Origin of the sequence: Paraliobacillus sp. X-1268 (assembly GCF_003426095.1) — a bacterium.
In the GTDB taxonomy this organism is placed as follows: Bacteria; Bacillota; Bacilli; order Bacillales; family Amphibacillaceae; genus Paraliobacillus_A; species Paraliobacillus_A zengyii.
Window position 1 is genome coordinate 231225 of the sequence record NZ_QJSK01000002.1, and the last position, 24690, is coordinate 255914.

20 protein-coding genes and 1 riboswitch are annotated in these 24690 nt (G+C 35.0%); all 20 genes read left to right on the top strand.

Annotation, left to right across the window (positions count from 1 at the left end):
- Positions 1-4: 4 nt before the first annotated feature.
- The 20 genes from argB to D2K62_RS05775 all read left to right on the top strand — a co-directional run bounded on the left by argB (position 5) and on the right by D2K62_RS05775 (position 24594).
- A complete protein-coding gene (argB, locus tag D2K62_RS05680) occupies positions 5-805 on the top strand; it encodes an acetylglutamate kinase (protein ID WP_112182351.1) in 801 nt (266 codons plus the stop codon).
- Positions 798-1991: an acetylornithine transaminase gene (locus tag D2K62_RS05685; RefSeq protein WP_112182350.1), complete on the top strand. Its 1194-nt coding sequence runs from the start codon at positions 798-800 to the stop codon at positions 1989-1991. Before argB ends, D2K62_RS05685 begins: the two co-directional genes overlap by 8 nt.
- A gap of 84 nt (positions 1992-2075) precedes the next feature.
- A riboswitch (PreQ1 riboswitch) is annotated at positions 2076-2123 on the top strand.
- 72 nt (positions 2124-2195) lie between these two features.
- On the top strand, positions 2196-2693 hold the full coding sequence (gene queF / locus D2K62_RS05690) for a preQ(1) synthase (RefSeq protein WP_112182349.1): 498 nt from the start codon (positions 2196-2198) through the stop codon (positions 2691-2693).
- A gap of 45 nt (positions 2694-2738) precedes the next feature.
- Positions 2739-3377 carry a queuosine precursor transporter gene (locus D2K62_RS05695; protein ID WP_117161069.1) on the top strand — a complete coding sequence of 213 codons (639 nt, stop codon included), beginning with the start codon at positions 2739-2741 and terminating at the stop codon, positions 3375-3377.
- A gap of 179 nt (positions 3378-3556) precedes the next feature.
- On the top strand, positions 3557-4189 hold the full coding sequence (locus D2K62_RS05700) for a hypothetical protein (RefSeq protein ID WP_232827969.1): 633 nt from the start codon (positions 3557-3559) through the stop codon (positions 4187-4189).
- A 21-nt stretch (positions 4190-4210) separates the two neighbouring features.
- Entirely contained in the window at positions 4211-5218 is a 1008-nt protein-coding gene (locus D2K62_RS05705) for an acrylyl-CoA reductase family protein (RefSeq protein ID WP_117161071.1), read from the top strand.
- Between the two features lie 79 nt (positions 5219-5297).
- Positions 5298-5633, top strand: a complete 336-nt coding sequence (locus D2K62_RS05710; RefSeq protein WP_117161072.1) for a DUF2680 domain-containing protein — start codon at positions 5298-5300, stop codon at positions 5631-5633.
- Positions 5634-5966: 333 nt separating this feature from the next.
- Positions 5967-6653, top strand: coding sequence for an L-ribulose-5-phosphate 4-epimerase (gene araD, locus D2K62_RS05715; RefSeq protein WP_112182344.1), 687 nt, complete (start codon positions 5967-5969; stop codon positions 6651-6653).
- A 21-nt stretch (positions 6654-6674) separates the two neighbouring features.
- Entirely contained in the window at positions 6675-8333 is a 1659-nt protein-coding gene (locus tag D2K62_RS05720; protein WP_112182343.1) for a ribulokinase, read from the top strand.
- Between the two features lie 43 nt (positions 8334-8376).
- Positions 8377-9864: an L-arabinose isomerase gene (gene araA / locus D2K62_RS05725; RefSeq protein ID WP_112182342.1), complete on the top strand. Its 1488-nt coding sequence runs from the start codon at positions 8377-8379 to the stop codon at positions 9862-9864.
- A 226-nt stretch (positions 9865-10090) separates the two neighbouring features.
- Entirely contained in the window at positions 10091-11206 is a 1116-nt protein-coding gene (locus D2K62_RS05730; protein WP_112182341.1) for a GntR family transcriptional regulator, read from the top strand.
- Positions 11207-11580: 374 nt separating this feature from the next.
- Positions 11581-13194: an extracellular solute-binding protein gene (locus tag D2K62_RS05735; protein WP_112182340.1), complete on the top strand. Its 1614-nt coding sequence runs from the start codon at positions 11581-11583 to the stop codon at positions 13192-13194.
- A gap of 103 nt (positions 13195-13297) precedes the next feature.
- On the top strand, positions 13298-14257 hold the full coding sequence (locus D2K62_RS05740) for an ABC transporter permease (protein WP_112182781.1): 960 nt from the start codon (positions 13298-13300) through the stop codon (positions 14255-14257).
- A 33-nt stretch (positions 14258-14290) separates the two neighbouring features.
- Positions 14291-15199 carry a carbohydrate ABC transporter permease gene (locus tag D2K62_RS05745; RefSeq protein ID WP_112182339.1) on the top strand — a complete coding sequence of 303 codons (909 nt, stop codon included), beginning with the start codon at positions 14291-14293 and terminating at the stop codon, positions 15197-15199.
- 399 nt (positions 15200-15598) lie between these two features.
- A complete protein-coding gene (locus D2K62_RS05750) occupies positions 15599-16219 on the top strand; it encodes a YesL family protein (protein WP_112182338.1) in 621 nt (206 codons plus the stop codon).
- Positions 16220-16695: 476 nt separating this feature from the next.
- Entirely contained in the window at positions 16696-18201 is a 1506-nt protein-coding gene (gene arfA / locus D2K62_RS05755; protein ID WP_112182337.1) for an arabinosylfuranosidase ArfA, read from the top strand.
- Between the two features lie 21 nt (positions 18202-18222).
- Positions 18223-19515, top strand: a complete 1293-nt coding sequence (locus tag D2K62_RS05760; RefSeq protein ID WP_117161073.1) for a glycoside hydrolase family 27 protein — start codon at positions 18223-18225, stop codon at positions 19513-19515.
- Between the two features lie 30 nt (positions 19516-19545).
- Entirely contained in the window at positions 19546-21021 is a 1476-nt protein-coding gene (locus D2K62_RS05765; RefSeq protein ID WP_117161074.1) for an alpha-N-arabinofuranosidase, read from the top strand.
- Positions 21022-21082: 61 nt separating this feature from the next.
- Complete coding sequence (locus tag D2K62_RS05770) at positions 21083-22303, top strand: sn-glycerol-1-phosphate dehydrogenase (protein WP_232827970.1); 1221 nt, start codon at positions 21083-21085, stop codon at positions 22301-22303.
- A gap of 950 nt (positions 22304-23253) precedes the next feature.
- On the top strand, positions 23254-24594 hold the full coding sequence (locus tag D2K62_RS05775) for an ABC transporter substrate-binding protein (protein ID WP_117161075.1): 1341 nt from the start codon (positions 23254-23256) through the stop codon (positions 24592-24594).
- The last annotated feature ends 96 nt before the right edge of the window (positions 24595-24690 follow it).

A 24690-nucleotide genomic window follows, 5' to 3' on the forward strand; every position in this document is an offset into this window, starting at 1 on the left:
AAAAATGGAGTATATCATAATTAAATGTGGTGGAAGTATTGTTGATCAGCTTCCACAAGCTTTTTATCAAAATATTGCTAGCATTCAAGCAGATGAAAAGGTGCAACCAATTATTGTTCATGGTGGTGGCGCGCTAATTTCCTCTCGTCTGAAGCAAATGGACGTTGCTACAACGTTTGTGAATGGTTTACGTGTAACAACTACTGAAGTGTTAGATGTGGTTGAGATGGTCTTAAGCGGCTCTGTGAATAAACAAATTGTTCGTAATTTGATACAAGAGGATGCTTTGGCGTTTGGGATGAGTGGTGTCGATGGTAATCTCTTGCACGCTGTAGAAGTAAAACAAGATAAGGGTCTTGGCTACGTTGGTGAAGTTGATCATGTCAATGTTGATTTATTACACAGCGTTATTGCGCAAGGTTATATTCCAGTTGTTTCGCCAATTGCTATTGGAGAAGCGGGACAACGTTATAATATCAATGCAGACACGGCAGCAGCTGCAATAGCACAAGCATTAAAAGCTAAACTATGTTTTATTAGCGATATTCCTGGAATTTATATCGAAGAGAATGATAAGAAAGTTACATTGCACCATACGGATAAGATCCAAATTGAATCGTTAATAGCTACAAATGTCATTCAAGGCGGAATGATTCCTAAAGTGAAAGCGGCATTAGCAGCACTTGCAGAAAATGTGCCAGAAGTTGCTATTGTTAATGGCATGGATGCACAAGCTTTACTTGATTTTATCGATGGCAAAGACGTAGGTACAAGAATTCGATTGGAGGAGATTAGTCATGTCTGAAACAAGTTCTACAACCCAAATGTCAGCAATAATGCCAACATATAATCGTTTTCCAATCACATTAACCAAAGGAAAGGGAAGTTATGTCTGGGATGATAAGGATAAAATATACTTGGATTATACGGCAGGACTTGCTACTTGTAATTTAGGGCATGTCCCAGATGCAGTTAAAGAGGCAGTAGAAAATCAGTTGGGGAATCTATGGCACTGCTCCAATTTATATCAGATACCATCACAAGAAGCGCTAGCAAGAAAATTAGTGGAAAATAGTTCTGGTGATCAAGTTTTCTTTTGCAATAGTGGAGCGGAAGCAAACGAAGCAGCGATAAAAATTGCTAGACGTTATGCACAAAAAGTAAAGCAAAACAAAGCCTTTGAGGTTGTTACATTTAATCAATCCTTTCATGGCCGTACATTAGCGACACTATCCGCAACTGGACAAGAAAAAATTCAGGAAGGCTTTCAACCATTGATGCCAGGTTTTCGTTATTTGCCTTATAATGATATGGCTGCATTAGAAGACCTAATCCATCCTGAGACATGTGCAGTTATGCTAGAACTAATTCAAGGCGAGGGTGGCGTTATCCCCGCTGATCAAGCTTGGGTTGATAAAATCGTTCAATTATGTAAAGAAAATGATGTTCTTATTATGATTGATGAAATTCAAACAGGCATGGGACGTACGGGAACACTGTTTGCCTATCAACAATATGGGTTTGAACCAGATGTAATTAGTGTCGCAAAAGGATTAGGATCTGGATTTCCGATTGGTGCTTTAATTGCGAAAGGACATGTGGCAAAAGCATTTGAAGCAGGCTCCCATGGTAGTACATTTGGTGGGAATCCACTAGCAACTACAGCTGGTTTAGCAACGATAACAGAATTATCAGGTACGAGTTTACTTGAGAAATCTAATGTGCAAATTGAATATCTTTGGTTGAAATTAGAAGAATTAAGCGCCAAGTATGATAATATAAGCAATATAAGAGGAAAAGGATTTTTAATTGGAATTGAAGTTACTGGAAAAGCAATTGATTATGTTACGAAGGCTCGTGAAGAGCATCAATTACTTATTGTCATAGCTGGAGAAAGGGTTATTCGAATCCTTCCACCAATCACTACAAACAAAGAAGAAATAGATCAAGCAATTGTTATTCTAGATAAATTATTTGAAGAAATGGCTTAGTATCTATATGAAAGTCAAAACGTTGACATCTTGCTCCACGCTCTATATAATAGTCCGAGTAAATGGATACGATTCCGTTCTATAATGGGAGAGGTTCTTAGCAACAAACCCTCTATAAAAAACTAAGGACATATGACTACAAAAGCCATATCCTTATCGGGATGGGCTTTTTTTAATGTATATGTAAAAAGGGAGGTTAGCCAGATGGCTGGAAGAAGAGATGAAGACTTACAAGATCTTTCGTTATTAGGGAATCAAGAGACGAAATATGCATTTGACTATACACCTGATGTATTAGAAACATTTGATAATAAACATCCAAATCGTGACTACTTTGTTAAATTCAATTGTCCTGAATTTACAACGTTGTGTCCAAAAACGCATCAACCTGATTTTGGTGTCGTATATATTAGTTATATTCCAGGTGAGAAAATGGTTGAAAGTAAATCATTGAAATTATATTTATTTAGTTTTCGTAACCATGGTGATTTTCATGAAGACAGTATGAACATTATTATGAATGACTTGATAGATTTAATGGATCCGAGATATATAGAAGTATGGGGTAAATTTACCCCAAGAGGTGGTATCTCGATTGATCCATATTGTAATTATGGCAAAAAAGGGACAAAGTTTGAAGAAATAGCAGATCACCGTTTAATGAATCACGATATGTATCCAGAAAAAGTTGATAATCGCTAATGAGGGTTAGCTAAGAATCTCCTTAAATAAGTTAGGAGAGAAGATATGTTTGTCTATTTGAATGCATTATTTGTTGGACTATTAATTTTATCAAATATTATTTCTGTTAAATTATTTAGCATTGGTGAGTTTATCTTACCTGCAGCTGCAATTGTATACGTTGTTACTTATCTTATCACCGATGTTATTGGTGAAGTTTATGGAAAAGAAGCGGCGATGAAAACAGTACGAGCAGGTTTTTTTACACAGGTCGTGGCACTGGTTTTCGTGTTTATAGCAATACACTTACCAGCTGCGTCTGCCTTTGGAATGCAAGCTGAATTTGAAGCAATATTAGGCGGAAGTTTTCGCGTTATGATTGCCAGTCTATTAGGGTATGTCGTTAGTCAACATATCGATGTGTCTATTTTTCATCGTCTAAAAAAACAACATGGTGAGAAAAAATTATGGTTACGTAATAACTTATCAACCATTTCAAGTCAATTGTTAGATACCATTATTTTTATCGTTGTTGCATTTGCAGGAACAGTACCGATGAATGTCTTGATTGGGATGATTCTTACACAATATGTTTTTAAATTTATAGTTGCAATTGCGGATACGCCTATTGCATATTTACTTGTTCGTTTAGCGAAAAAAGAGCAATCAAAACAACAACCAACATCAGAAATGAAAGTTGGTTAATAGAGAAACCAGTACCCCTAATTAGGAGTACTGGTTTTTTTATAGCAAGAAAATCCCCGGAATGATTTCACACAATGTTCTTAATTTAGTAAAATGATATAACTAGGTAAATCCAATTACTCTGATTCTGTGTATTTTTTTGATAGAGTAAGGATAGGAGGGAAGCAAGAGTATACATGATGTTCTCAAAAAAAATAGTATATGAAATTTTCATGGTAATCTTGGCGACGCTATCCATTGCTACATTATGGACTAATCTCCCATATACCAGTTATATTGTCTGGATCACGTGGGGAATATTCTTTGCTGACTTCGTATATCGTTTATATAAAAGTCAAAATAAGTTTGATTTTTTAAAAAGTAATCCATTTTTACTAGTAGCGGTGATTCCGTTAGATGCTGTATTTCAAGTAGCGCGTTTTGCGCGTATTTTACATCTGCTGCGATTAAAAACGATTACAAAGTACTACACGATGCCTTTTGTAGCATTTCTGAAGAAGCAACACTATGGCTTAACTTCAGCTATTATTTCTGTGATCTTAATTTGTATGATGATAATTCTAGTAGTGATAGAACCAGGAATTATTACTATAAAAGATGCAGGTGTTAGTGTAATAACTGCAGTTACCTTTTTTGGTGAAGCGACATTTTCTCCAACAACAATGGTTGGACATACTATTGTTGTTTTAACTACCATTATAGGTGTCATGATCCATGGTTTTGTAATTAGTTTAGTTTTCGATTATGTAGCAAATACAACATGGTTAAAGAAACTGAAGGAAAAAACATTCAAAAAAAAGAATGCATCATAATAGAAGGAGTGTTAAAAGCAAATGACAAAAACATTTAAAGCATATCAACTAACAAAAGAAAATGAGACAGTTACAGGAAGAGTAACCACACTAACAACAAATGATTTACCAGAAGGAGAGGTACTTATTAAAGTACATTATTCTAGCATCAATTACAAAGATGCGATGGCCAACACGAATAATAGTGTTATTGTAAAAAACTACCCTCAGATTCCTGGAATTGATTTAGTTGGTGAAGTTGTCGAGTCTGCTGATGATCAATTTGAAGAAGGTGATCATGTTATTGCTACGAGTTATGGGATAGGTGTCACACATGATGGTGGCTATAGTGAATATGCGCGTGTAGGATCAGAATGGGTACTTCCGTTACCAAATGGACTTTCAATGAAGGACGCAATGTTATTTGGTACAGCTGGTTTTACCGCAGCACTATCAATTGATCGTCTAGAGAAGAATGGATTAACCCCAGATAAAGGACAAGTACTCGTAACAGGTGCTACTGGAGGTGTAGGAAGCATAGCAGTTGCTATGTTAGCTCACAAAGGTTATAACGTCGCTGCAAGCACTGGTAAATCCGAGGCAACTGACTTTTTGAAGAAGCTTGGTGCCGAGGAAGTAATTACTCGCGAAGCCGTTTTCGATGGAGAAGTTCACGCCGTAGCGAAACCCCAATGGGCAGCAGCAGTTGATCCTGTTGGTGGAAAGACATTAGCTTCTATTTTAAGTAAACTGCACTATGATGGTGGGGTAGCTGTTAGTGGATTAACGGGTGGTGTAGAAGTTCCAACATTCGTTTATCCATTTATCTTACGCGGTATAAGCCTAATTGGTATCGACTCTGTTAATTTTCCGATGAACGGAAGAAAAGAGATTTGGGATCGAGTTGCAACCGACTTAAAACCAAACAAAGATATATTAGAAATTATTTTGAATAAAGAAATAGGTTTGGACCAATTAGCAGATGAGTTACCAACTTTGATTGCAGGAAAAGCTTTAGGTAGAACGATAGTTAAAGTCGCAACAAAATAATTGCTACAAATAAAAGTATACTTTCTTAATTATTGATAACACTAAGTTTGATAGTAAATTAAGAAAGGAATGACTGAATATGAAAATACGTAAAGGTTTGCTTCTATTAGTTTTTTCGATGATTATGCTTGGGTTTGGTGCTACGATAGTCGAAGCAGAGAAAGATCATCCAAAACCAAAATTCGAAGATGTTGAATTAAATGAACAACAAACCAAAGAATTAAAAACAATGTATGAAGATTTGGTTAACCAAAGAAAAGGAATTGTTGCAAAGTATGAAGAATTTGGTGTCTTATCAGAAGAAGATGCTACTAAAATGGAAGAACACTTAGATATGTATATGAAAAAGATGCAGGAAGATGGGTTTGTTCCAAATTGGCAAGGACCAAAGAAGACACATAAAAAGAATAACTAAATAACAGAAAATCCAACTCTAATAGAGTTGGATTTTCTGTTATTTTAATCTTTAAAGTTGTTTATAAAAATAATAAATTTAATACATAACTTGTATGGACTTTATATATATTTATTATAAGCAATATATAATAGATAAAAAAGGCTAATTAATTTTAAGTCGCTAATCCCTTTTGTTATGCGGTTTTTTTAATTTAAACTGACCTTTTTAAAATTAATTTATAAAAATAACACAATATATATTGATTGTACGTACAAATTATATTACTATAAGATTAAATGATTGAAATCTACGTATAAAACTAATTTCATAATGAAAGGTGTTGACTAAATTATGTTAGAAGCATTAAAGGAACAAGTGCTTGAAGCAAACTTAGCATTACCCAAACATCAATTAGTCACTTTTACTTGGGGGAATGTAAGCGGTTACGATAAAAAAGAAAAATTAGTGGTCATTAAACCTAGTGGTGTGCCTTACGAAGAATTAACGGCAGATGACATGGTTGTTGTCGATTTAGATGGAAATATTGTAGAAGGAAATAAAAAGCCGTCTTCTGATACAGCTACACATCTTGTTTTATACAAGAATTTCCCTGGGATTGGTGGAGTTGTCCATACCCATTCACCATGGGCGACAAGTTGGGCACAGGCTGGTACAGGTATTCCTGCTTTAGGCACGACTCAGGCTGATTACTTTTATGGGTCAATTCCATGCACAAGACGTATGACAGAAGATGAAATTAAAGGCGAGTATGAATTAGAAACTGGAAATGTAATTGTTGAGACATTTAGACATGTGGACCCACTTGCAGTGCCGAGTGTACTAGTTCATAGTCATGCACCTTTTAATTGGGGTAAAGACCCAGCAGAAGCAGTGCATAATGCAGTGGTGTTAGAGGAAGTAGCCAAAATGGCATTACACACCTATCAAATTAATCCCAATACGCCAAATATGCAACAAGTTTTATTGGATAGACACTATCTAAGAAAACATGGTAAAGACGCCTATTATGGCCAATAAAGGAGGTGATCCAACTTCCATATGACAGAGAAATATGCAATAGGTGTTGACTATGGCACGGAATCAGGCCGAGCGGTGTTAGTGTCACTTGCTACGGGTAGGGAAATTAATGACCATATCACACATTATAGACATGGGGTTATTAACGATACATTACCAACTTCTGGTGAAAAATTAGGCTATGAATGGGCGCTACAACATCCACAAGATTATTTAGAAGTTTTAGAAACATCAATTCCCACAGTATTAAGAGAGTCGAGTGTAGATCCACAAAATGTTATAGGTATCGGTATTGATTTTACCGCTTGTACAATGTTGCCTGTGGATGTTAATAATCAACCTTTATCTTTTAATCCAAAATGGGAAAATAATCCTCATAGCTGGGTGAAACTGTGGAAACATCATGCAGCTCAAGATAAAGCTAATAAATTAAATGAAATAGCAAAGCAAAGAGGCGAAACATTTTTAGCGCGCTATGGTGGCAAAACATCATCCGAGTGGATGATTGCTAAGATATGGCAAATACTTGATGAAGCACCAGAGGTATATGAAGAAGCAGATAAATTCGTTGAAGCTACAGATTGGATTGTCTCACAATTATCAGGAAATTTAATTCGGAATAGTTGTGCCGCAGGTTATAAATCTATATGGAATAAAAAAGATGGTTACCCAAGCAATGATTTTTTCAAAGCATTGGATCCACGTCTAGAATATCTCGCAGAAACGAAATTACGCGGTGAGGTAGTTCCACTTGGTACAAAAGCAGGTGGATTAACAGGTGAAATGGCTAAGAAAACTGGTTTAAAAGAAGGGATAGCGATAGCAGTAGGAAACGTAGATGCACACGTCTCCGTACCTGCAATGGGTGTTACTTCACCAGGGGAAATGGTCATGACAATGGGTACTTCTATTTGTACATTGGTGTTAGGTGAAGAAGAAATAGAAGTAGAAGGTATATGTGGAGTTGTAGAGGATGGTATTATACCGAATTACTTTGGTTATGAAGCGGGACAAACAGCGGTAGGTGATATTTTTGCATGGTTTGTGGCTAATGCGGTTCCTGCTTACGTGCAAGAGGAAGCTAATCGGGTTGGTCTGACTGTTCATCAATATTTAGAGCAAAAGGCTCATGCATACAGACCGGGAGAAACAGGCTTGTTAGCACTTGATTGGTTGAATGGTAACCGATCCGTATTGGTAGATGCCGAGCTAAGTGGTTTAATTGTTGGTTTGACACTTCAAACTAAACCAGAAGAAATATATCGAACTTTATTGGAAGCAACAGCATTTGGTACAAGAGAGATCATAGACAACTTCCATAACAATGGTGTTCCAGTCGATGAGTTGTATGTATGTGGAGGTTTACCGCAAAAGAATCAATTGCTGATGCAAATATATGCAGATGTAACAAATCGAACAATAAAGGTTGCAGATTCTATACAAACACCTGCTTTAGGTGCAGCGATGTTTGGTGCTGTTGCTGCTGGAGTGGAAAATGGCGGTTATAAATCTGCGGTAGAAGCTGCTGAAAAAATGGCCCGTATTAAAGAAGATGTGATTGTTCCTATACCAGAGAATGTAGTAATTTACGATAAGTTGTATCAAGAATATGTAAAGCTTCATGACTACTTTGGCCGTGGAGAGAATAACGTAATGAAACGATTGAAAGCTATCCGTTAGGCGTTTTTTAAAAAACAAAAAGATCAATTGGAGGAGAGAGAATATGTTAAAAACTAAACCGTACGAATTTTGGTTTGTTACAGGAAGTCAGCCGTTATATGGGGAAGAAACGCTAAAAGAAGTAGAGGACAATTCGAAAAAAGTTGTAGAAGGTCTAAATAACGCAGGTACATTGCCCTTTAATATTGCATTTAAAGAAGTATTAACAACATCAGATAATATTCATAAACTTGCTATGCAAGCAAATGCAGATGAGAATTGTGCAGGTATTATCACATGGATGCATACTTTCTCGCCTGCGAAATCATGGATTGCAGGATTGCAGGCTTTACAGACGCCATTATTACATCTTCATACACAATACAATCGTGATATTCCATGGGAAACAATCGACATGGACTTTATGAACACAAACCAAGCGGCACATGGTGATCGTGAATATGGTTATATTGGAACAAGACTTGATATCGCTCGTAAAGTGGTTGTCGGTCATTGGGAAAACAAGCAAGTAGTAGAGAAAATTGCAGGATGGATGCAAACGGCTATTGCAGTTGCAGATGGATCCAATATTCGTGTAGCACGTTTTGGTGACAACATGCGTAATGTTGCCGTAACTGATGGAGATAAAATAGAAGCGCAAATTAAGTTCGGTTGGGTAGTAGACTATTATGGTGTAGGTGATCTAGTAGAAGAAATGAATCAGGTTACAGATGCCGATCTTGATAAACTATATAAGGAATATCAAGAACTTTATGACTTGCCTGCAGAAGCCGCAGAACCAGGTGCTGTTCGTGATTCTATTTTATATCAAGGACGTATTGAATTAGGTTTGAAATCATTCTTAGCAAAAGGAAATTATAACGCATTTACAACGAATTTTGAAGATCTTCATGGTATGAAACAGTTGCCTGGACTTGCAGCACAACGTTTGATGGCGGAAGGTTACGGATTTGCTGGAGAAGGTGATTGGAGAACAGCTGCATTATTACGTTTTATGAAGATTATAGCTGGTAACAAAAACACGTCCTTTATGGAGGACTACACGTATCACTTAGAACCTGGTAATGAAATGGTTCTTGGTTCACACATGTTAGAAGTTTGTCCTACTATTGCTGCGACAAAACCAAAAATGGTTGTTAGTCCGCTAGGTATTGGTGGTAAAGAAGATCCAGCTCGTCTTGTATTCGATGGGAAAGGTGGAGATGCTGTCAATGCATCATTAATAGAATTAGGTGGACGTTACCGCTTAGTAATTAATGAAGTGAAGGCAGAACAACCTGAAAAGGAAACGCCAAATTTACCGGTAGCGAAAGTGCTATGGAAACCACAACCATCATTAAGCGAAGCAACAGAGGCATGGATTTATGCCGGTGGAGCACATCATACTGTTCTATCATTTGAGGTCACAACAGAACAACTGTGTGATTTTGCTGAAATGGCAAAAATAGAATGTGTTGTCATCGATGAAGATACAAAATTACGTCAATTTAAAAATGAATTAAAATGGAATGAAATAGCGTTCCGTAGATAAATGAATGGATGGGCAGAGATTTACTTAGGTGAATCTCTGCTACATTTTATTCTCAAAGAAGAAATTTTGATTTGATAGAATAGCATGGAATAATGAGCTGTACTATTCCATGAGATCAAAAAAGTTATTTAGGTATTTCAATAATTAGTCCTAATCTATTAATCAATGTTATAATTGTTAAGATTGGCATATACGAATAAGTTCATTAGATGTATGAGGTGTAATTATGCAAACAAAGTACAATATAGTTAAGCAAGCAATTAAGTCGAAAATACTGGATGGAACATTTCAGCCGCACCAAAAGATTAACTCGGAAAGTGAATTGATGAAACAGTTTAACGTTAGTCGTCATACTGTTCGATTAGCTATTGGTGAGTTGGTTAGCCAGGGATGGCTCTATCGCGAGCAAGGCGCAGGTACATTTTGTGCTGATCGATCGAAGGAAGAAACCGTGAGTGCGGTAAAAAATCAAAAAAATATTGCAATCATTACAACGTATATTTCTGACTACATTTTCCCTTCAATAATCCGAGGAGCGGAATCTTATTTAAGCGAACATGGTTATCATGTTAGTCTTTTTAGTACGAATAATGATCATGAAAATGAAAGACGATTCTTAGAAAAAATATTAACACAGCATTTTGAAGGAGTCATAATTGAACCGACAAGAAGTGCAATTTCGAATCCGAATATTAATTATTATTTAAATTTAGAACGTCAAAATATACCTTATATTATGATTAATGCCTATTATGATGAATTAGAGCCTCTTAGCATTACCTTGGATGATGAAAAGGGTGGTCAGATTCAGACAGAACACCTGATTAATTTAGGGCATAATAATATTGTAGGTTTTTTCAAAAATGATGATATTCAGGGAACGAAAAGAATGAAAGGTTACTTAAAAGCACATCGCGCAAATCAATTGCCCATAAACCCAAATAACATTGTGACCTATAAAACAGAAGAGAAGGCAACTAAACCATTTGAAGAATTGGAAAAATTATTGTCCCTATCAAATGGGGATCGTCCAACAGCAATTGTTTGTTATAACGATCAACTAGCAATCGCTCTATTGGACGTGTTACGTCAAAAGAATCTACGAGTACCAGAAGATATATCGCTTGTAGGTTTTGATAATTCATTCCTAGCTGAAGTTTCTGAAGTGAAATTGACTACAGTAAAACATCCGTTAACTAAAATGGGCGAAAAGGCAGCAGAAGTCATCTTAGAACTTGTTAAAGAGGTTAAGGGAAATCCAAATAAGTCAAAAGATTCAATAGAATCAATTGTTTTTGAACCTGAGTTAATTATTAGGAATTCAACGAAAAAAAATGAATAAATTATTTAATTAAAAGCAGCGATAATGCAAAATATGCATATATCGCTGCTTTTTTATGTTCAATTGAAATAGGAAAGGGTCTTAATCATTTTTATAAACTTTGTTTGTAATTTTAGGTTTTCCAAAAAAAACTGTATAAAATTTTAAAATGAAAATGTAATAAAGACAATAACATATACGTATAATCTTATAAGTACTTTTATAAGTAAGTTGTTGGAGGTAATGAATACCCAAATTTTGAAACCGCTACCATATACTCAATATGATTGTTCTAATTCTATTATCATACAGGATACTAGTTTAGCGGATAACCCTTCTGAATAGGGTCGTAAATGCATTGCAAAAAAACAGTTTAATATTAGGAGGAAATGTCTATGAAAATTTCTAAAGTCTTATTAATTAGTTTGTCATTATTACTTTTCATTATTTTAGTTGCCTGTAACGGCGATGACGAAACAAAAGAGGCCGAAACAACGGAAGACGGAAAAGTTAAACTGACTGCTCTAATTACAAAGCACCCGCTGACGAAAGATTTAGAGGACATAGAGTGGTTGCAAGAGGCAGAAGAACGAGCAGGAGTGGAAATAGAGTGGGAAGAGGTAACAGCTGATTGGGATCAGAAAAAAGGTGCAATGTTAGCTGGTGGTGATATCCCAGATCTATTAATTGGTCCTAATGTAATTACAGATGCGGATTTCGCAAAATTCACTGGTCTCTTTGAGGATTTATCTCCATTAATTGCAGAAGGTGGTCCTAATGTTCAAGCTATGTTTGATGAACAACCGCTTACAGAAGCATTATCGCTTCAAAAAGACGGAGAGATATTTGGTCTTCCGAAGTATCAACAGTTTTGGCCCGAGACAGCAACAATGCAATTTATAAATCAGCAATGGTTGGATAACTTAGGGTTAGAAACACCTACGAACTGGGATGAATTATATGATGTATTATTAGCTTTTGATCAAGAAGATGCTAATGGAAATGGCGACCCTAATGATGAGATTGCAATGGATTTTGCACCAGTAGCTACAGCTGGATTTGGTTTCTTTCATCCAACTGTATTATTGGGTAGTACAGGAATGACCATTACTGGTGGCGGTGGTCAAGGTTATTTCTTAGAAGATGGAGAAGTGAAAAACTTCTTTACTGATGAGCGTTATAAAGAAGTCGTTATGTTTTTGCATAAGTTATATGATAGCGGTCTGATAAATGAAGAAGTATTTACACAGGATTATACAAAATATCAGTCATTGGCACGTGGAGAAGGGGATGTAGCGAAGCTTGGCTACACGTTTGGTTGGGAACGGACGGATAGATTTGGATTAGAAATTGCTGATCAATATGAAACATTTGCACCAATGAAAATGTCAGAAGATTATGATGGGGAAGTTAGTTGGACGTATGATTATAATGAATTAAATTATGGTATTAACTTTCTAGCTATGTCATCACAGACAGCTAATAAAGAAGCTGCTATGAGATTCATTAATGAGATATATGATCCTGAGGTAAGTCTTCAAGTGTTGTTTGGTTCTATGGGAACAAATATTGAAGAGGTCAGTGAAGGTTCATATAAAGTACTTCCTCCTGCAGACGAAACAATGGATCCAGGTACATGGAAATGGACATCAACATGGGCAGATAATGGGCCAATGTTTGTTTCGGATACTCTAGAGGTAGAATTAGGGACTGATATGAAAGCTGTAGGTGAACAACAAGGACCATTTATTGAAACATTTGAATCGTTAGACGTAGATAATAATGTATTGCCAGGAATGTTCTTGAAGTATAGTGATGAAGATAATAATCAGATGGCTTTAGTCAATACGGATTTGATGAATCTGGGAATTACTAAATTCGGCGAATGGATTACAACTGGCGGGATTGAGAATCAGTGGGATGACTATGTAAATGAAATGAATAAAATTGGTCTTCCGAATAATAATGAAATTATTCAAAGTTATTATGATGATTATAAATCTAATTAAATAATAATATAACGAGAATTTCATTTGATGTTTTGTAATAATAACAAAGGGATGTCGCTAGTACGACATCCCTTTAAAGTAAAGGAGAATTGGTATGGCCTTTATGAGTGAAAGTGCGAAAGAAGTCAGTCAACCAACTAGTATTAGTCCTAAGAAGAAAAAGAATTTCTTTAAAACGATAGTAGAAGATTATCAATTATGGTTGCTTATCTTACCTGCAATAATAGTAGTGATTATATTCAATTATATTCCCATGTATGGTATTCAATTGGCTTTCAGAGAGTATGATTTCACTGCTGGATTAACTGGTGGAGAGTGGGTAGGATTAAAGTATTTTGAACAATTCATTAATAGTCATATGTTTTGGGACCTATTACGAAATACATTATTAATCAGTTTAACTACAATTATAATCGGTTTTCCAGCTCCGATAATTTTAGCGTTAATAATCAATCAAATTACTTGGAAAAAAGGCAAAAAGATTTTACAAACAACAGTATATTTACCACACTTCATTTCAATTGTTGTATTAGTAGGTTTACTAAATGTTTTGTTATCTCCTAATAATGGATTAATAGGTCTTGCAGTAAGTGCGTTTGGTTTTGAAGATACAAATTTATTAGCTTCTGTTAAAGCTTTTGTACCTGTTTATGTCTTATCTGATGTTTGGCAACATGTAGGGTGGAACAGTATTATCTATTTAGCAGCTTTATCTAGTGTTGATCCACAACTTTATGATTCGGCTAAAGTAGATGGAGCAAGTAGATGGCAAATAATTAAGAATGTTGAACTCCCTGCAATTGTCCCGACGATAATCATTTTGTTGATTTTAAATATGGGTACAGCTATAAGTACTGGTTTTGAGAAAATATTTTTAATGCAGAATTCACTAAACTTACCAGTATCTGAGGTTATTGAAACCTATGTGTATAAGATTGGTATCATTTCTAATCAGTTTAGTTATGCGGCAGCTATTGGTTTATTTAATACCCTAATAAACTTCTCATTACTATTGCTTATGAACTATATTGCTAAGAGGTTCTTCAAAATCAGTTTATGGTAGGACTTACCCTTACATGGCAAGGAGGAAAATACAATGAAACTTCTGGAAAAAATAAAAAAAAGAAAAAAATCAGATATAATTTTTGATGTTGTTGTTTATATACTGGCAATTTTAATGTTTTTAGTGGTTGCGTATCCACTATATTTCATTGTTATAGCATCAGTAAGTGATTCAACGCTTGTATCAACAGGTCAAGTGTTACTATTTCCTAAAGGTTTTAGTTTATTTGGATATCAAGAGATTTTTCAGGACTCTCGAATATGGATAGGTTATAGAAACACACTAATATATGCTGTGGGTGGTACTTTTGTTAATCTATTATTAACATTGCCAGCAGCGTATGTTCTTTCAAGACAAGAATTCCGAGCTAGACGACCGTTAATGTTTTTCTTTATATTTACAATGTTTTTTAATGGTGGTTTAATCCCTACTTATCTATTAATGAAGGATATAGGTATTATTGATACAATGTGGGTTTTTATATTTAATCCATTAACAGTTAATATCTTTAACCTTATAATAACGAGGACATTTTTTGAAAGTACAATACCTAAAGAAATGTTTGAGGCAGCTTCCATTGATGGATGTTCACACTTTAAATTCTTTTGGAAAATAGTATTACCTCTTTCTAAAGCGGTTATATCTGTAATAGGTTTGTATTACTTAGTTTGGCATTGGAATGACTTCTTTACAGGGTTAATCTATATTAGAGATTATAATTTGCAACCACTACAGATTGTTTTAAGGGATATACTACTTTCTAACCAAGTATTCCAGGAAGGAGCTGGTAGTGGTGGTACTGGCGGAGGTTATGCACAAAGGTATGCTGACCAAATTAAATATGGTGTAATTATCGTTTCATCTCTCCCAATCTTAATATTATACCCGCTTATTCAAAAGTACTTTGAGAAAGGTGTTATGATCGGTTCTGTAAAAGGTTAATAAGGCTGAAAAGATATAGCTATCTATAAAATTAGATAGCTATTATTAATTATAAGAACACAATTAGATGAGAGACTAATAATAATGTGTATCGCTTTAGAGTAAGATGAAGGTCATATAATAGGCAATGGGCTGAATTTTCCGTTAATTGTAAATCCATTTAGCCTCAGCTCGTTGACTCTAAGTTCTACTGATGATATCTTGTGCGTATAGGATAATCGTGTAAGAAGTTTTTGTGGGTGGTAGCTTATAAGAATACTATTTTTTAAAAGAAATAATTAAAAGCATTATATAAAATGAGGGGTATATCACTTTTCATTAGACTTGTATATTTTGTTTGTAACTTATGTTTTAATTAGTCAAACAACATGTTTTCCATTACAGGCAGGAGGGTTATATATGGGCGGTTTTGAATGGTATATTCGTATTGGTGAATTAGGATTAAAATTATTTTACCTTAACTTACTTTGGTTTTTCTTTTCTTTACTCGGTTTAATTATTGTAGGGGTTTTTCCAGCTACTGCTGCTATGTTTAATGTATTAAGAAAGCTAATAATAGAATCTGAAGATACACCAATATTCAAAACTTTTTGGGAAGGCTATAAAACTTCTCTTATAAAATCAAACATTATAGGCTATATCTCTTTAGTGATTGGTTTTGTCTTAATTATTGATATAAGGGTTATACAACAATTAGACAGCTCGATACTCAATCAAATAATAACTATTTCTTTGTATGTTATTTTAGTAATATATGCTTTAATAAATTTCTATCTATTCCCCATCTTTTCACATTATGAATTAAAAATATTAGAGTACTTTAAGTATTCAATTATTTTAGTTTTAGCTAAACCTCTTCAAACTGTCTTTTTATTGTTAGGTTTTATTGTATTAGCATATATGTATCAAAAAATATCTGGATTAATTCCTGTTTTCGGTATTAGTATTTTTGGCTTTTTTGCAATGAAAATTGCTTCGAAATCATTTTCTCAAAAAACTCCTATTAGCGATGGTAATTAATTTAATAGTAGTTTATGGTTACCAGAGTTTATCGTAAACCTCATTTTGGGGAATGGGATAAACTTTTGTTATATCTACTGTGTTATTTTTAGTTCATAGTTTTAACCCTTACATAATAGGATGCCAATCAATTTATGTACACCAATGTTTTTGTGTGACGAGCTCTTTTAAAAGGACTTTTTAACTCGTCAACTCTCCCAAGAACGTTATAAACTATCGCGAAATTTTATTAAATTAAAGTAAAACTGTTGATAAAACATTGATAACTATATATAATGAAAATGTTGAAACATATACGTACGTTTTAATAAAATGTGTGTTACCTATTATGAAAAGTGTAACGTAGATATAGACAGCTTATAACTGTTTGTAACTCAAAAAAGTAATTTTACTTATTTGTAAGCGTATACAGTTGGGTTTGATTTCATTTATAAAGTAATTGTATTCTCAATTTTATTAAAAGGAGCTAGGTTACCATGAGTAAGAATAAAGCGAAAATGATACTAGATAAGAATTATCAAATTGCAAAAGTAGATGAAAGAATTTATGGTTCTTTTATTGAACATTTAGGACGCGCGGTTTATGGAGGTATATATGAACCTGGGCATCCCGAAGCAGATGAGCAAGGCTTTAGAAAAGATGTAATAGAACTAGTAAAAGAGCTACAAGTTCCAATTGTACGTTATCCAGGCGGGAATATGGTTTCTGCTTATAACTGGGAGGATGGAGTAGGCCCTAAAAAGGATCGTCCACGACGTTTAGAGCTTGCGTGGAGAACAACAGAAACAAATGAAATGGGAACCAACGAATTTGTGGATTGGGCTAAGAAAGCTAATTCAGATGTGATGATGGCAGTCAACCTTGGAACAAGAGGAATTGATGCTGCGCGTAATTTATTAGAATATACAAATCACCCTAGTGGAACCTATTATAGTGATCTAAGAAGATCGCATGGTTACGAGCAACCCCATAACATTAAAACATGGTGTTTAGGTAATGAAATGGATGGACCATGGCAGGTTGGACATAAAACAGCATATGAATATGGTCGTATTGCTCAAGAAACAGGAAAGGCAATGAAACTAGTAGATCCTTCTATTGAGCTGGTTGCTTGTGGTAGCTCGAATACAGGAATGCCAACATTTCCTGAATATGAAGCAACGACATTAGATATTGCTTACAATGAAATTGATTATATTTCATTACATCAATACTACGGAAATCGTTCAAACGATACAGCAAATTACTTAGCTAAAAACATGGATATGGATCATTTTATTAAAACGGTTATTTCAACATGTGATTATATTAAAGCAAAACATCGTAGCAAAAAATCTATTAATCTAAGCTTTGACGAGTGGAACGTTTGGTATCATTCAAATGATGCAGATAAAAAAATTGAACCGTGGTCAATCGCTCCGCCACAATTAGAGGATCATTATAATTTTGAAGATGCTTTACTAGTGGGAAGTATGTTGATTACGTTTTTACAACATGCTGATCGTGTAAAAATGGCATGTTTAGCACAGTTAGTTAATGTAATCGCTCCAATTATGACAGAAAATAATGGTCGATCTTGGAAGCAGACTATCTTTTATCCGTACATGCATGCTTCTATCTATGGAAGAGGTTTCTCGTTAAAACCAATCTTAACCTCACCTAAATATGACAGTAAGGACTTTACAGACGTACCTTATATTGATAGTGCAGCTGTTTACAATGAAGAGAAGGAAGAAGTAACTATTTTCATAGTTAATAAACATCTAGAATCATCTATTCCAATAGATATAGATGTTAGAAGTTTTGAAGATTATCAATTAGTTGAGCATATTGTTTTGGAGAATGATGATATGAAAGCAGTTAATACGGCATCACATCAAGCTGTTTCTCCTAATTTTAATAAGGAATCTAAACTGAGCGATGGTTCACTATCGGCATTACTAGGTAAGGCGTCATGGAATGTTATTCGTTTGAAAAAATAAATAATAAAAGGTGATCTGCTTATGAAACATCATCAATATGCAATGACTCCACCGATGGGTTGGAACAGTTGGGATTGTTATGGTGCAACTGTTACAGAAGAAGAAGTAAAAGGTAATGCCGATTATATGGCTACGTACTTAAAAGATTTTGGATGGGAATATGTTGTTGTAGATATTCAGTGGTCAGAATCAGGTGCAGTATCCTCTGCTTATCGTCCGTTTATTCCGCTTAAAATGGATCAGTATTCACGTTTAATTCCAGCTGAGAACCGCTTTCCGTCTTCAGCAGCTGGAAGGGGATTCAAGCCACTTGCGGATTATATACACGATCTCGGTTTGAAATTCGGAATTCACATTATGCGTGGTATTCCGCGGCAAGCTGTTCATCAAGATACTAATCTGTTAGGTACGAATGTAACGGCTAGAGAAATCGCAAAGCCGAATTCCATTTGCCCGTGGAACACAGATATGTATGGGATAGATCATACTAAAGAAGGTGCGCAAGCCTATTATGATTCGCTGTTCCAGTTATATGCAGAATGGAATGTGGACTTTGTTAAAGTGGATGATATCGCCGATTCGAAAATATATGGAGCACACGTCGATGAGATTAAAATGATTCGAAAAGCCATTGATCGATGTGGACGTCCGATGGTATTGAGTCTATCACCAGGTCCTGCATCATTAGAAAATGCTAGTTTATTAGAAGAGAATGCAAATATGTGGCGTATGACGGATGATTTTTGGGATATGTGGCCACCGCTTTATGACATGTTTGATCGTTGCTATAAGTGGAGTAAGAATGCAGGGCCAGGTCATTGGCCTGATGCTGATATGCTACCATTAGGACATATTGGGATTCGATCTGTAGATGGTGGTGCTAGTGATCGCTATACTAGGTTTACGAAAGATGAACAGATCACGATGATGACATTGTGGATGATTTTTCGTTCTCCACTAATGTTTGGTGGCGAATTAAGGGATAATGATACATTTACTAATTCCTTGTTAACAAACAAAAAAGTGCTACACATGTATCAAACTAGCTATAATGCGCGTCAGGTCTACAGGGAAGATGAAAAGGTAACTTGGACTACTAGAGGTTCAGACGGTTTGATCTATGTTGCGCTTTTTAATATAGGTGAAATAAAAACAGATATAGCTGTAACATGGAACGAATTAGAAATCAACGGAAAAGATGTTCTGCAAATAGAAGACTTATGGGAAGAAAATAAGGTGAACGTAGCTCATGATAAAATATCTTTTGAACTTCGTCCGCATGCAGCGATACTGCTTAAAGTAACAGTAGCTTAACATTTTAATAAATAATAATGAGGTGCTTAAATGGAAACGAAAGTTGTTGTCAATGCAGATGTATCAAGAGGAATTATAAATAAAAATATTTATGGTCAATTTTCAGAGCACTTAGGTAGATGTATTTATGAAGGTTTATGGGTAGGGGAAGACTCGCCGATTCCAAATACAAATGGAATTCGTAATGATGTACTTCATGCATTAAAAGAATTGAATATCCCTATTCTTCGGTGGCCTGGTGGTTGTTTTGCTGATGAGTATCATTGGAAAGACGGAATTGGCCCACGTGAAGGAAGAAAACGTATGGTTAATACGCACTGGGGTGGTCTTGTAGAGAATAACCATTTTGGGACACATGAATTTATGATGTTATGTGATCTACTTGAAACAGAACCATATATTAACGGAAATGTAGGAAGTGGAACAGTTCAAGAAATGTCAGAGTGGGTTGAATACATGACATTTGATGGAGAGTCGCCAATGGCTAATTGGCGTAAAGAAAATGGAAAAGAAGAAGCGTGGAAACTAACGTACTTTGGTGTAGGGAATGAAAACTGGGGCTGTGGTGGTAACATGCGTCCGCAATACTACGCAGATTTGTATCGACGTTTTCAAACGTACGTACGTAACTATGGCGATAATAAAATCTTTAAAATTGCTGGTGGACCGAACGTTGATGACTATAATTGGACTGAAGTGTTAATGCGTGATGCGACACATTTAATGGATGGTTTAAGCTTACACTATTATGTACATCCAGGCGGATTTGAAAATAAGGGATCAGCTACAAATTTCTCTGAAACCGAATGGGAAGTGTCCATGCAGAAAACTGTCTATATGGAAGAGTTAATTGAAAAACATAGTACAATTATGGATAAGTATGACCCTGAAAAACGTGTGCATTTAATTGTAGACGAATGGGGTGGCTGGTATGATGTAGAACCTGGAACTAACCCTGGTTTCTTGTACCAACAAAATACAGTACGTGATGCATTGATTGCTGGTGTAACATTAAATATATTTAATAATCATAATGAGCGTGTTCAAATGGCTAACATTGCACAGATGGTAAACGTTATTCAAGCAATGGTTTTAACAGAAGAAGATAAAATGCTGTTAACACCAACGTATCATATATTTAATATGTATAAAGTTCACCAAGATGCTGAGCGAATCGCATTGGATATTGACACGAAAATGCTTGAGATTGATGGAAAAGAATATCCACAAGTAAGTGCCTCTGCTTCGAAGGCAAATGGTGTTGTTAATATTAGTTTGTGTAATTTAGATAAAGGTGAAAAGGTAACGTTAGATTTAGACTTACGCGGCGTAGACTTTTCGGATGTAACAGGCGAAGTGGTTACTTCGGAAAAAATGAATGATTATAATTCGTTTGAAAACCCAGATAAAATTAAACCTGTTGACTTCAAGGCTATAAAAGTTAACGAAGATAAAGTAACAATTGAATTACCAGCAATGTCTGTAGTTGTATTGCATGTAAAATAGAAACTTAAGTCGATAGGGATATTCCTTATCGACTTCTTGTCTTATAGAGGAGGAAATAAGTATGGAAATCCCAGTACAGATGCATCAGTTAATGAAGGAAGTTGGCGTGGAAGATATTGTACTTCCCGAACTAATGGTTGAAAAAAAAGCTTTATTAAAAATTGCACCGTTTCTAAAAGCGAATAACTTATTACAAGTCGTTCTGGTTGTTGATCAGCTGACTTATAAGGCTGCCGGTCAACAATTGGAGAAACTTTTGGAAAATGAAAAGATTAGCTATAAAACAGTTTTGTTAAAAGAAAATCAACATGGGCAGGTGCTTGCTAACGAGGAAGCACTTGTACAATTATTAGTTGAAACACCATCTAAAGCACAAGCATTTTTAGCTGTTGGATCCGGAACAATACATGACACGGTACGTTTTGTGAGTAATAAAATGGAAAAACCTTTTATTTCAATTCCAACAGCTGCTTCAGTTGATGGGTTTACTTCTAAAGGAGCACCACTAATATTACGTGGTGTAAAAACAACCATTCAAACAGCATCACCGCTTGCGGTATTCGCTGACTTAGATGTGTTAGTTGCAGCGCCAAAAGAACTGACAGCTGCAGGTTTTGGAGATATTCTTGGAAAGTACACATCTCTATTAGATTGGAAAATATCTGATCTAATTGGTAAGGAGCCTTATTATCCAATTGCCGCCGAAATGACAAGACAATCATTAGAAACATGTGTGCAACAAGTAGAAAAAATAGCTACTCATGATGAAGAAGGAATTAAATTATTAATACAGGCGCTAATTGAATCAGGACTAGTTATGCTTATTTTAGATTTTTCAAGACCAGCATCTGGCGGAGAACATCATTTATCACATTATTGGGAAATGATCTTAATTCGAAAGGATGCAAAACAACTTTTGCATGGTGCAAAGGTTGGTGTAGCGACAGCGATTATTTCAGACTTATATAAACAAATGGCAAATCAGTTGGAATTAAATGATTTGAATCCCAATAAAAAGTATACAAAAGAATTAATAGAGTCCTGGTCTGAAATCAAGTTAATGATTGACGAATTACCATCAGCTAAAGAATTAAGAAACATGCTTGATTGCATTGGAGGTCCCTCAACAACAGATGCATTAGGCTTGTCGGATCAGCTGATACAATCGAGTTTAAACGAAGCACAGCACATTCGTGATCGCTGTACGGGATTACTACTAGTAAACAACCTAAAACAGGATACTATTAAATACCCGATCGAGAAACTAAACATCAAGCGATAGAAGTGTAGTTATTTTGGTATCTTCACAGTAATTACGTGTTATACATTCATCAGACTAGCTTATAACAATATGATATATATCAAAACAATTAAGATTACTGGCACATAGATTAACTTGAACCAAGAATATTTTTGTGAAAGTCGTTCGCATAAACTAATATGTCGAGCGATTTTTTTGTATTCTGGTAAACACAGATTAGATCCGTTATAAAATATGATAAATTTAATAAGTAATTTTTAATTTTAAAGAAATATTAATAAGTAGTAGCGTTTAATAAAATTTTGTTGACATGTACGAATAAGTGTAATATATTAGTGACATGAAGTATGCGCTTTCAATGATATCAAAAGGCGCTCACTGATCTGCTTTTTGTAAGTAATATAATGTTTACTAAGAAAGGGTTTGCGACACTTATTAAGTTAAAAATAAATGATAAGGAGTGAAATTACTATTTAAATATAATAACTCGTTAATTAAATTCTAAAGCAATAAATGATGCTGATATTGTTATTTCTATTTTATAACTAAATCACATTATCAACTTAAATTCATATACGTATATGTTAATAAAATTATTGGAAGATTATTGACAACCATTAATAAAAATGCTATTATCTAACTAATGACAACATGATTATTTAGTAAATGTTAGTGCTTGCAATTACTATTTAAATCATACAGAAATGAAGTATTTCTTAGTCTTTGTGTGTAAATATTGAATGTTTTTCTCATATACGTATATGAGAAAAACATATAACGATAAATCATTGACAAGTTTTCATGTAGATGTTAATCTTTTTATGGAGATAAAGTCTTTATTTAACATTTAAAATTGAAAATGCTTACAATTAGTTGGATAGTATCTATTCTATGTTGGAGGTGAATAGAACAAAGAACTTGTATTTTATTCATTGTTTGAAAGCGCTTTATAAAATAAGGGGGTAAAATTTATGAAGAAAAGTTTACTGTTTTTGCTGTTTGGTCTTATGGCTATCGTATTGATGGCATGTGGAGGCGGAGATGATGACGCTTCTGGTGATGCAGAAGAAACTGCAGTTGTTGGAGACGACATTGAAGACGCTACTGAAATAACTTTATGGACGTTTGTTGGTCAGCACATGGATTTATATAGTGATGCTGCTGAAAGATGGAATGAAGAAAATCCAGATAAACCAATTAAATTGAATGCGGAAACATATCCGTTTGAACAAATGCATAACAACTTGTTACTTGCAGTTCAATCAGGACAAGGTGGTCCGGACATAGCTGATATTGAAATTGGCCAGTTTTCTAACTTCTTACAAGGTGATGTACAGTTAGAGCCAATGAATGAATATGTGGAACCGGTTTTAGAAAATGCTGTATCATCTCGTTTTGAAAACTATGCGCAAGATGGTAACTACTATGGTTTACCTACACATGTTGGTGCAACTGTAATGTACTATAATACAGAAATTATGGATGAAGCTGGAGTTGATATCGATTCAATCACAACTTGGGATGATTTCGTTGCAGCTGGTGAACAAGTTGTAGCCAATACTGATTCGGTAATGTGGAACGTAGGTACAGAAGATTGGTTAATGGATATGTGGCCAATGATTTCACAACAAGGATCGGACGCTTTTGATGAGAATGGTGAAGTAATATTAGATAATGAAACGAATGTTGCTACACTACAATTCTTGCAAGATGCAATTTATGAGAATGAAATTGCTGAATTAACGCCAGGTGGTATGAATCAATCTGAAGAGTTTTATGGTTATTTCTCTGAAGGTGGATCAGCTTCTATTTTAGCTCCATTATGGTATATGGGAAGATTCTTGGACAACATGCCTGATCTTGAAGGTAAAATAGCTATTAGACCATTACCGACATGGGAAGAAGGTGGCGATCGTTCAGCAGGTATGGGTGGTACTGGTACCGTTGTAACGAAGCAATCTGAAAATACAGAACTTGCAAAAGAGTTCTTAGCATATGCGAAACTTTCTGAAGAAGGAAACATAGCGCTTTGGACTGAACTTGGTTTTGATCCACCCCGTTGGGATACATGGGAAAGTGAAGAAGTAAGAGCAGATAACAAGTATTATCAATATTTCGGTGATGGGATCTTTGATATGTTGCTAGAGGTTAGAGAAGAAATTAACCCATTGAATTTCACGGCAAATACGCCTGATATTATTAGTGAGTACCATACAAATGTGACGCAGAATGTTTTACGTACAGATTCACAGACACCAGAAGAAGCGCTTAAAGCAGCCGCTGATGTAGTAAGAGATCAGCAAGCTGAGTAATATTTAAAAACAAATAGTGGGGGACAAAAGGTATATCTTTTGTTTCCCACTATTATATAAAATGTAAAAAGTGATCTCTCAACCCTTCTCGGAAAA

Bases quoted from the DNA above. Each gene is read 5' to 3' on its own strand.
- argB (WP_112182351.1), top strand. From the start codon at position 5: ATGGAGTATATCATAATTAAATGTGGTGGAAGTATTGTTGATCAGCTT.
- D2K62_RS05685 (WP_112182350.1), top strand. From the start codon at position 798: ATGTCTGAAACAAGTTCTACAACCCAAATGTCAGCAATAATGCCAACA.
- queF (WP_112182349.1), top strand. From the start codon at position 2,196: ATGGCTGGAAGAAGAGATGAAGACTTACAAGATCTTTCGTTATTAGGG.
- D2K62_RS05695 (WP_117161069.1), top strand. From the start codon at position 2,739: ATGTTTGTCTATTTGAATGCATTATTTGTTGGACTATTAATTTTATCA.
- D2K62_RS05700 (WP_232827969.1), top strand. From the start codon at position 3,557: ATGTTCTCAAAAAAAATAGTATATGAAATTTTCATGGTAATCTTGGCG.
- D2K62_RS05705 (WP_117161071.1), top strand. From the start codon at position 4,211: ATGACAAAAACATTTAAAGCATATCAACTAACAAAAGAAAATGAGACA.
- D2K62_RS05710 (WP_117161072.1), top strand. From the start codon at position 5,298: ATGAAAATACGTAAAGGTTTGCTTCTATTAGTTTTTTCGATGATTATG.
- araD (WP_112182344.1), top strand. From the start codon at position 5,967: ATGTTAGAAGCATTAAAGGAACAAGTGCTTGAAGCAAACTTAGCATTA.
- D2K62_RS05720 (WP_112182343.1), top strand. From the start codon at position 6,675: ATGACAGAGAAATATGCAATAGGTGTTGACTATGGCACGGAATCAGGC.
- araA (WP_112182342.1), top strand. From the start codon at position 8,377: ATGTTAAAAACTAAACCGTACGAATTTTGGTTTGTTACAGGAAGTCAG.
- D2K62_RS05730 (WP_112182341.1), top strand. From the start codon at position 10,091: ATGCAAACAAAGTACAATATAGTTAAGCAAGCAATTAAGTCGAAAATA.
- D2K62_RS05735 (WP_112182340.1), top strand. From the start codon at position 11,581: ATGAAAATTTCTAAAGTCTTATTAATTAGTTTGTCATTATTACTTTTC.
- D2K62_RS05740 (WP_112182781.1), top strand. From the start codon at position 13,298: ATGAGTGAAAGTGCGAAAGAAGTCAGTCAACCAACTAGTATTAGTCCT.
- D2K62_RS05745 (WP_112182339.1), top strand. From the start codon at position 14,291: ATGAAACTTCTGGAAAAAATAAAAAAAAGAAAAAAATCAGATATAATT.
- D2K62_RS05750 (WP_112182338.1), top strand. From the start codon at position 15,599: ATGGGCGGTTTTGAATGGTATATTCGTATTGGTGAATTAGGATTAAAA.
- arfA (WP_112182337.1), top strand. From the start codon at position 16,696: ATGAGTAAGAATAAAGCGAAAATGATACTAGATAAGAATTATCAAATT.
- D2K62_RS05760 (WP_117161073.1), top strand. From the start codon at position 18,223: ATGAAACATCATCAATATGCAATGACTCCACCGATGGGTTGGAACAGT.
- D2K62_RS05765 (WP_117161074.1), top strand. From the start codon at position 19,546: ATGGAAACGAAAGTTGTTGTCAATGCAGATGTATCAAGAGGAATTATA.
- D2K62_RS05770 (WP_232827970.1), top strand. From the start codon at position 21,083: ATGGAAATCCCAGTACAGATGCATCAGTTAATGAAGGAAGTTGGCGTG.
- D2K62_RS05775 (WP_117161075.1), top strand. From the start codon at position 23,254: ATGAAGAAAAGTTTACTGTTTTTGCTGTTTGGTCTTATGGCTATCGTA.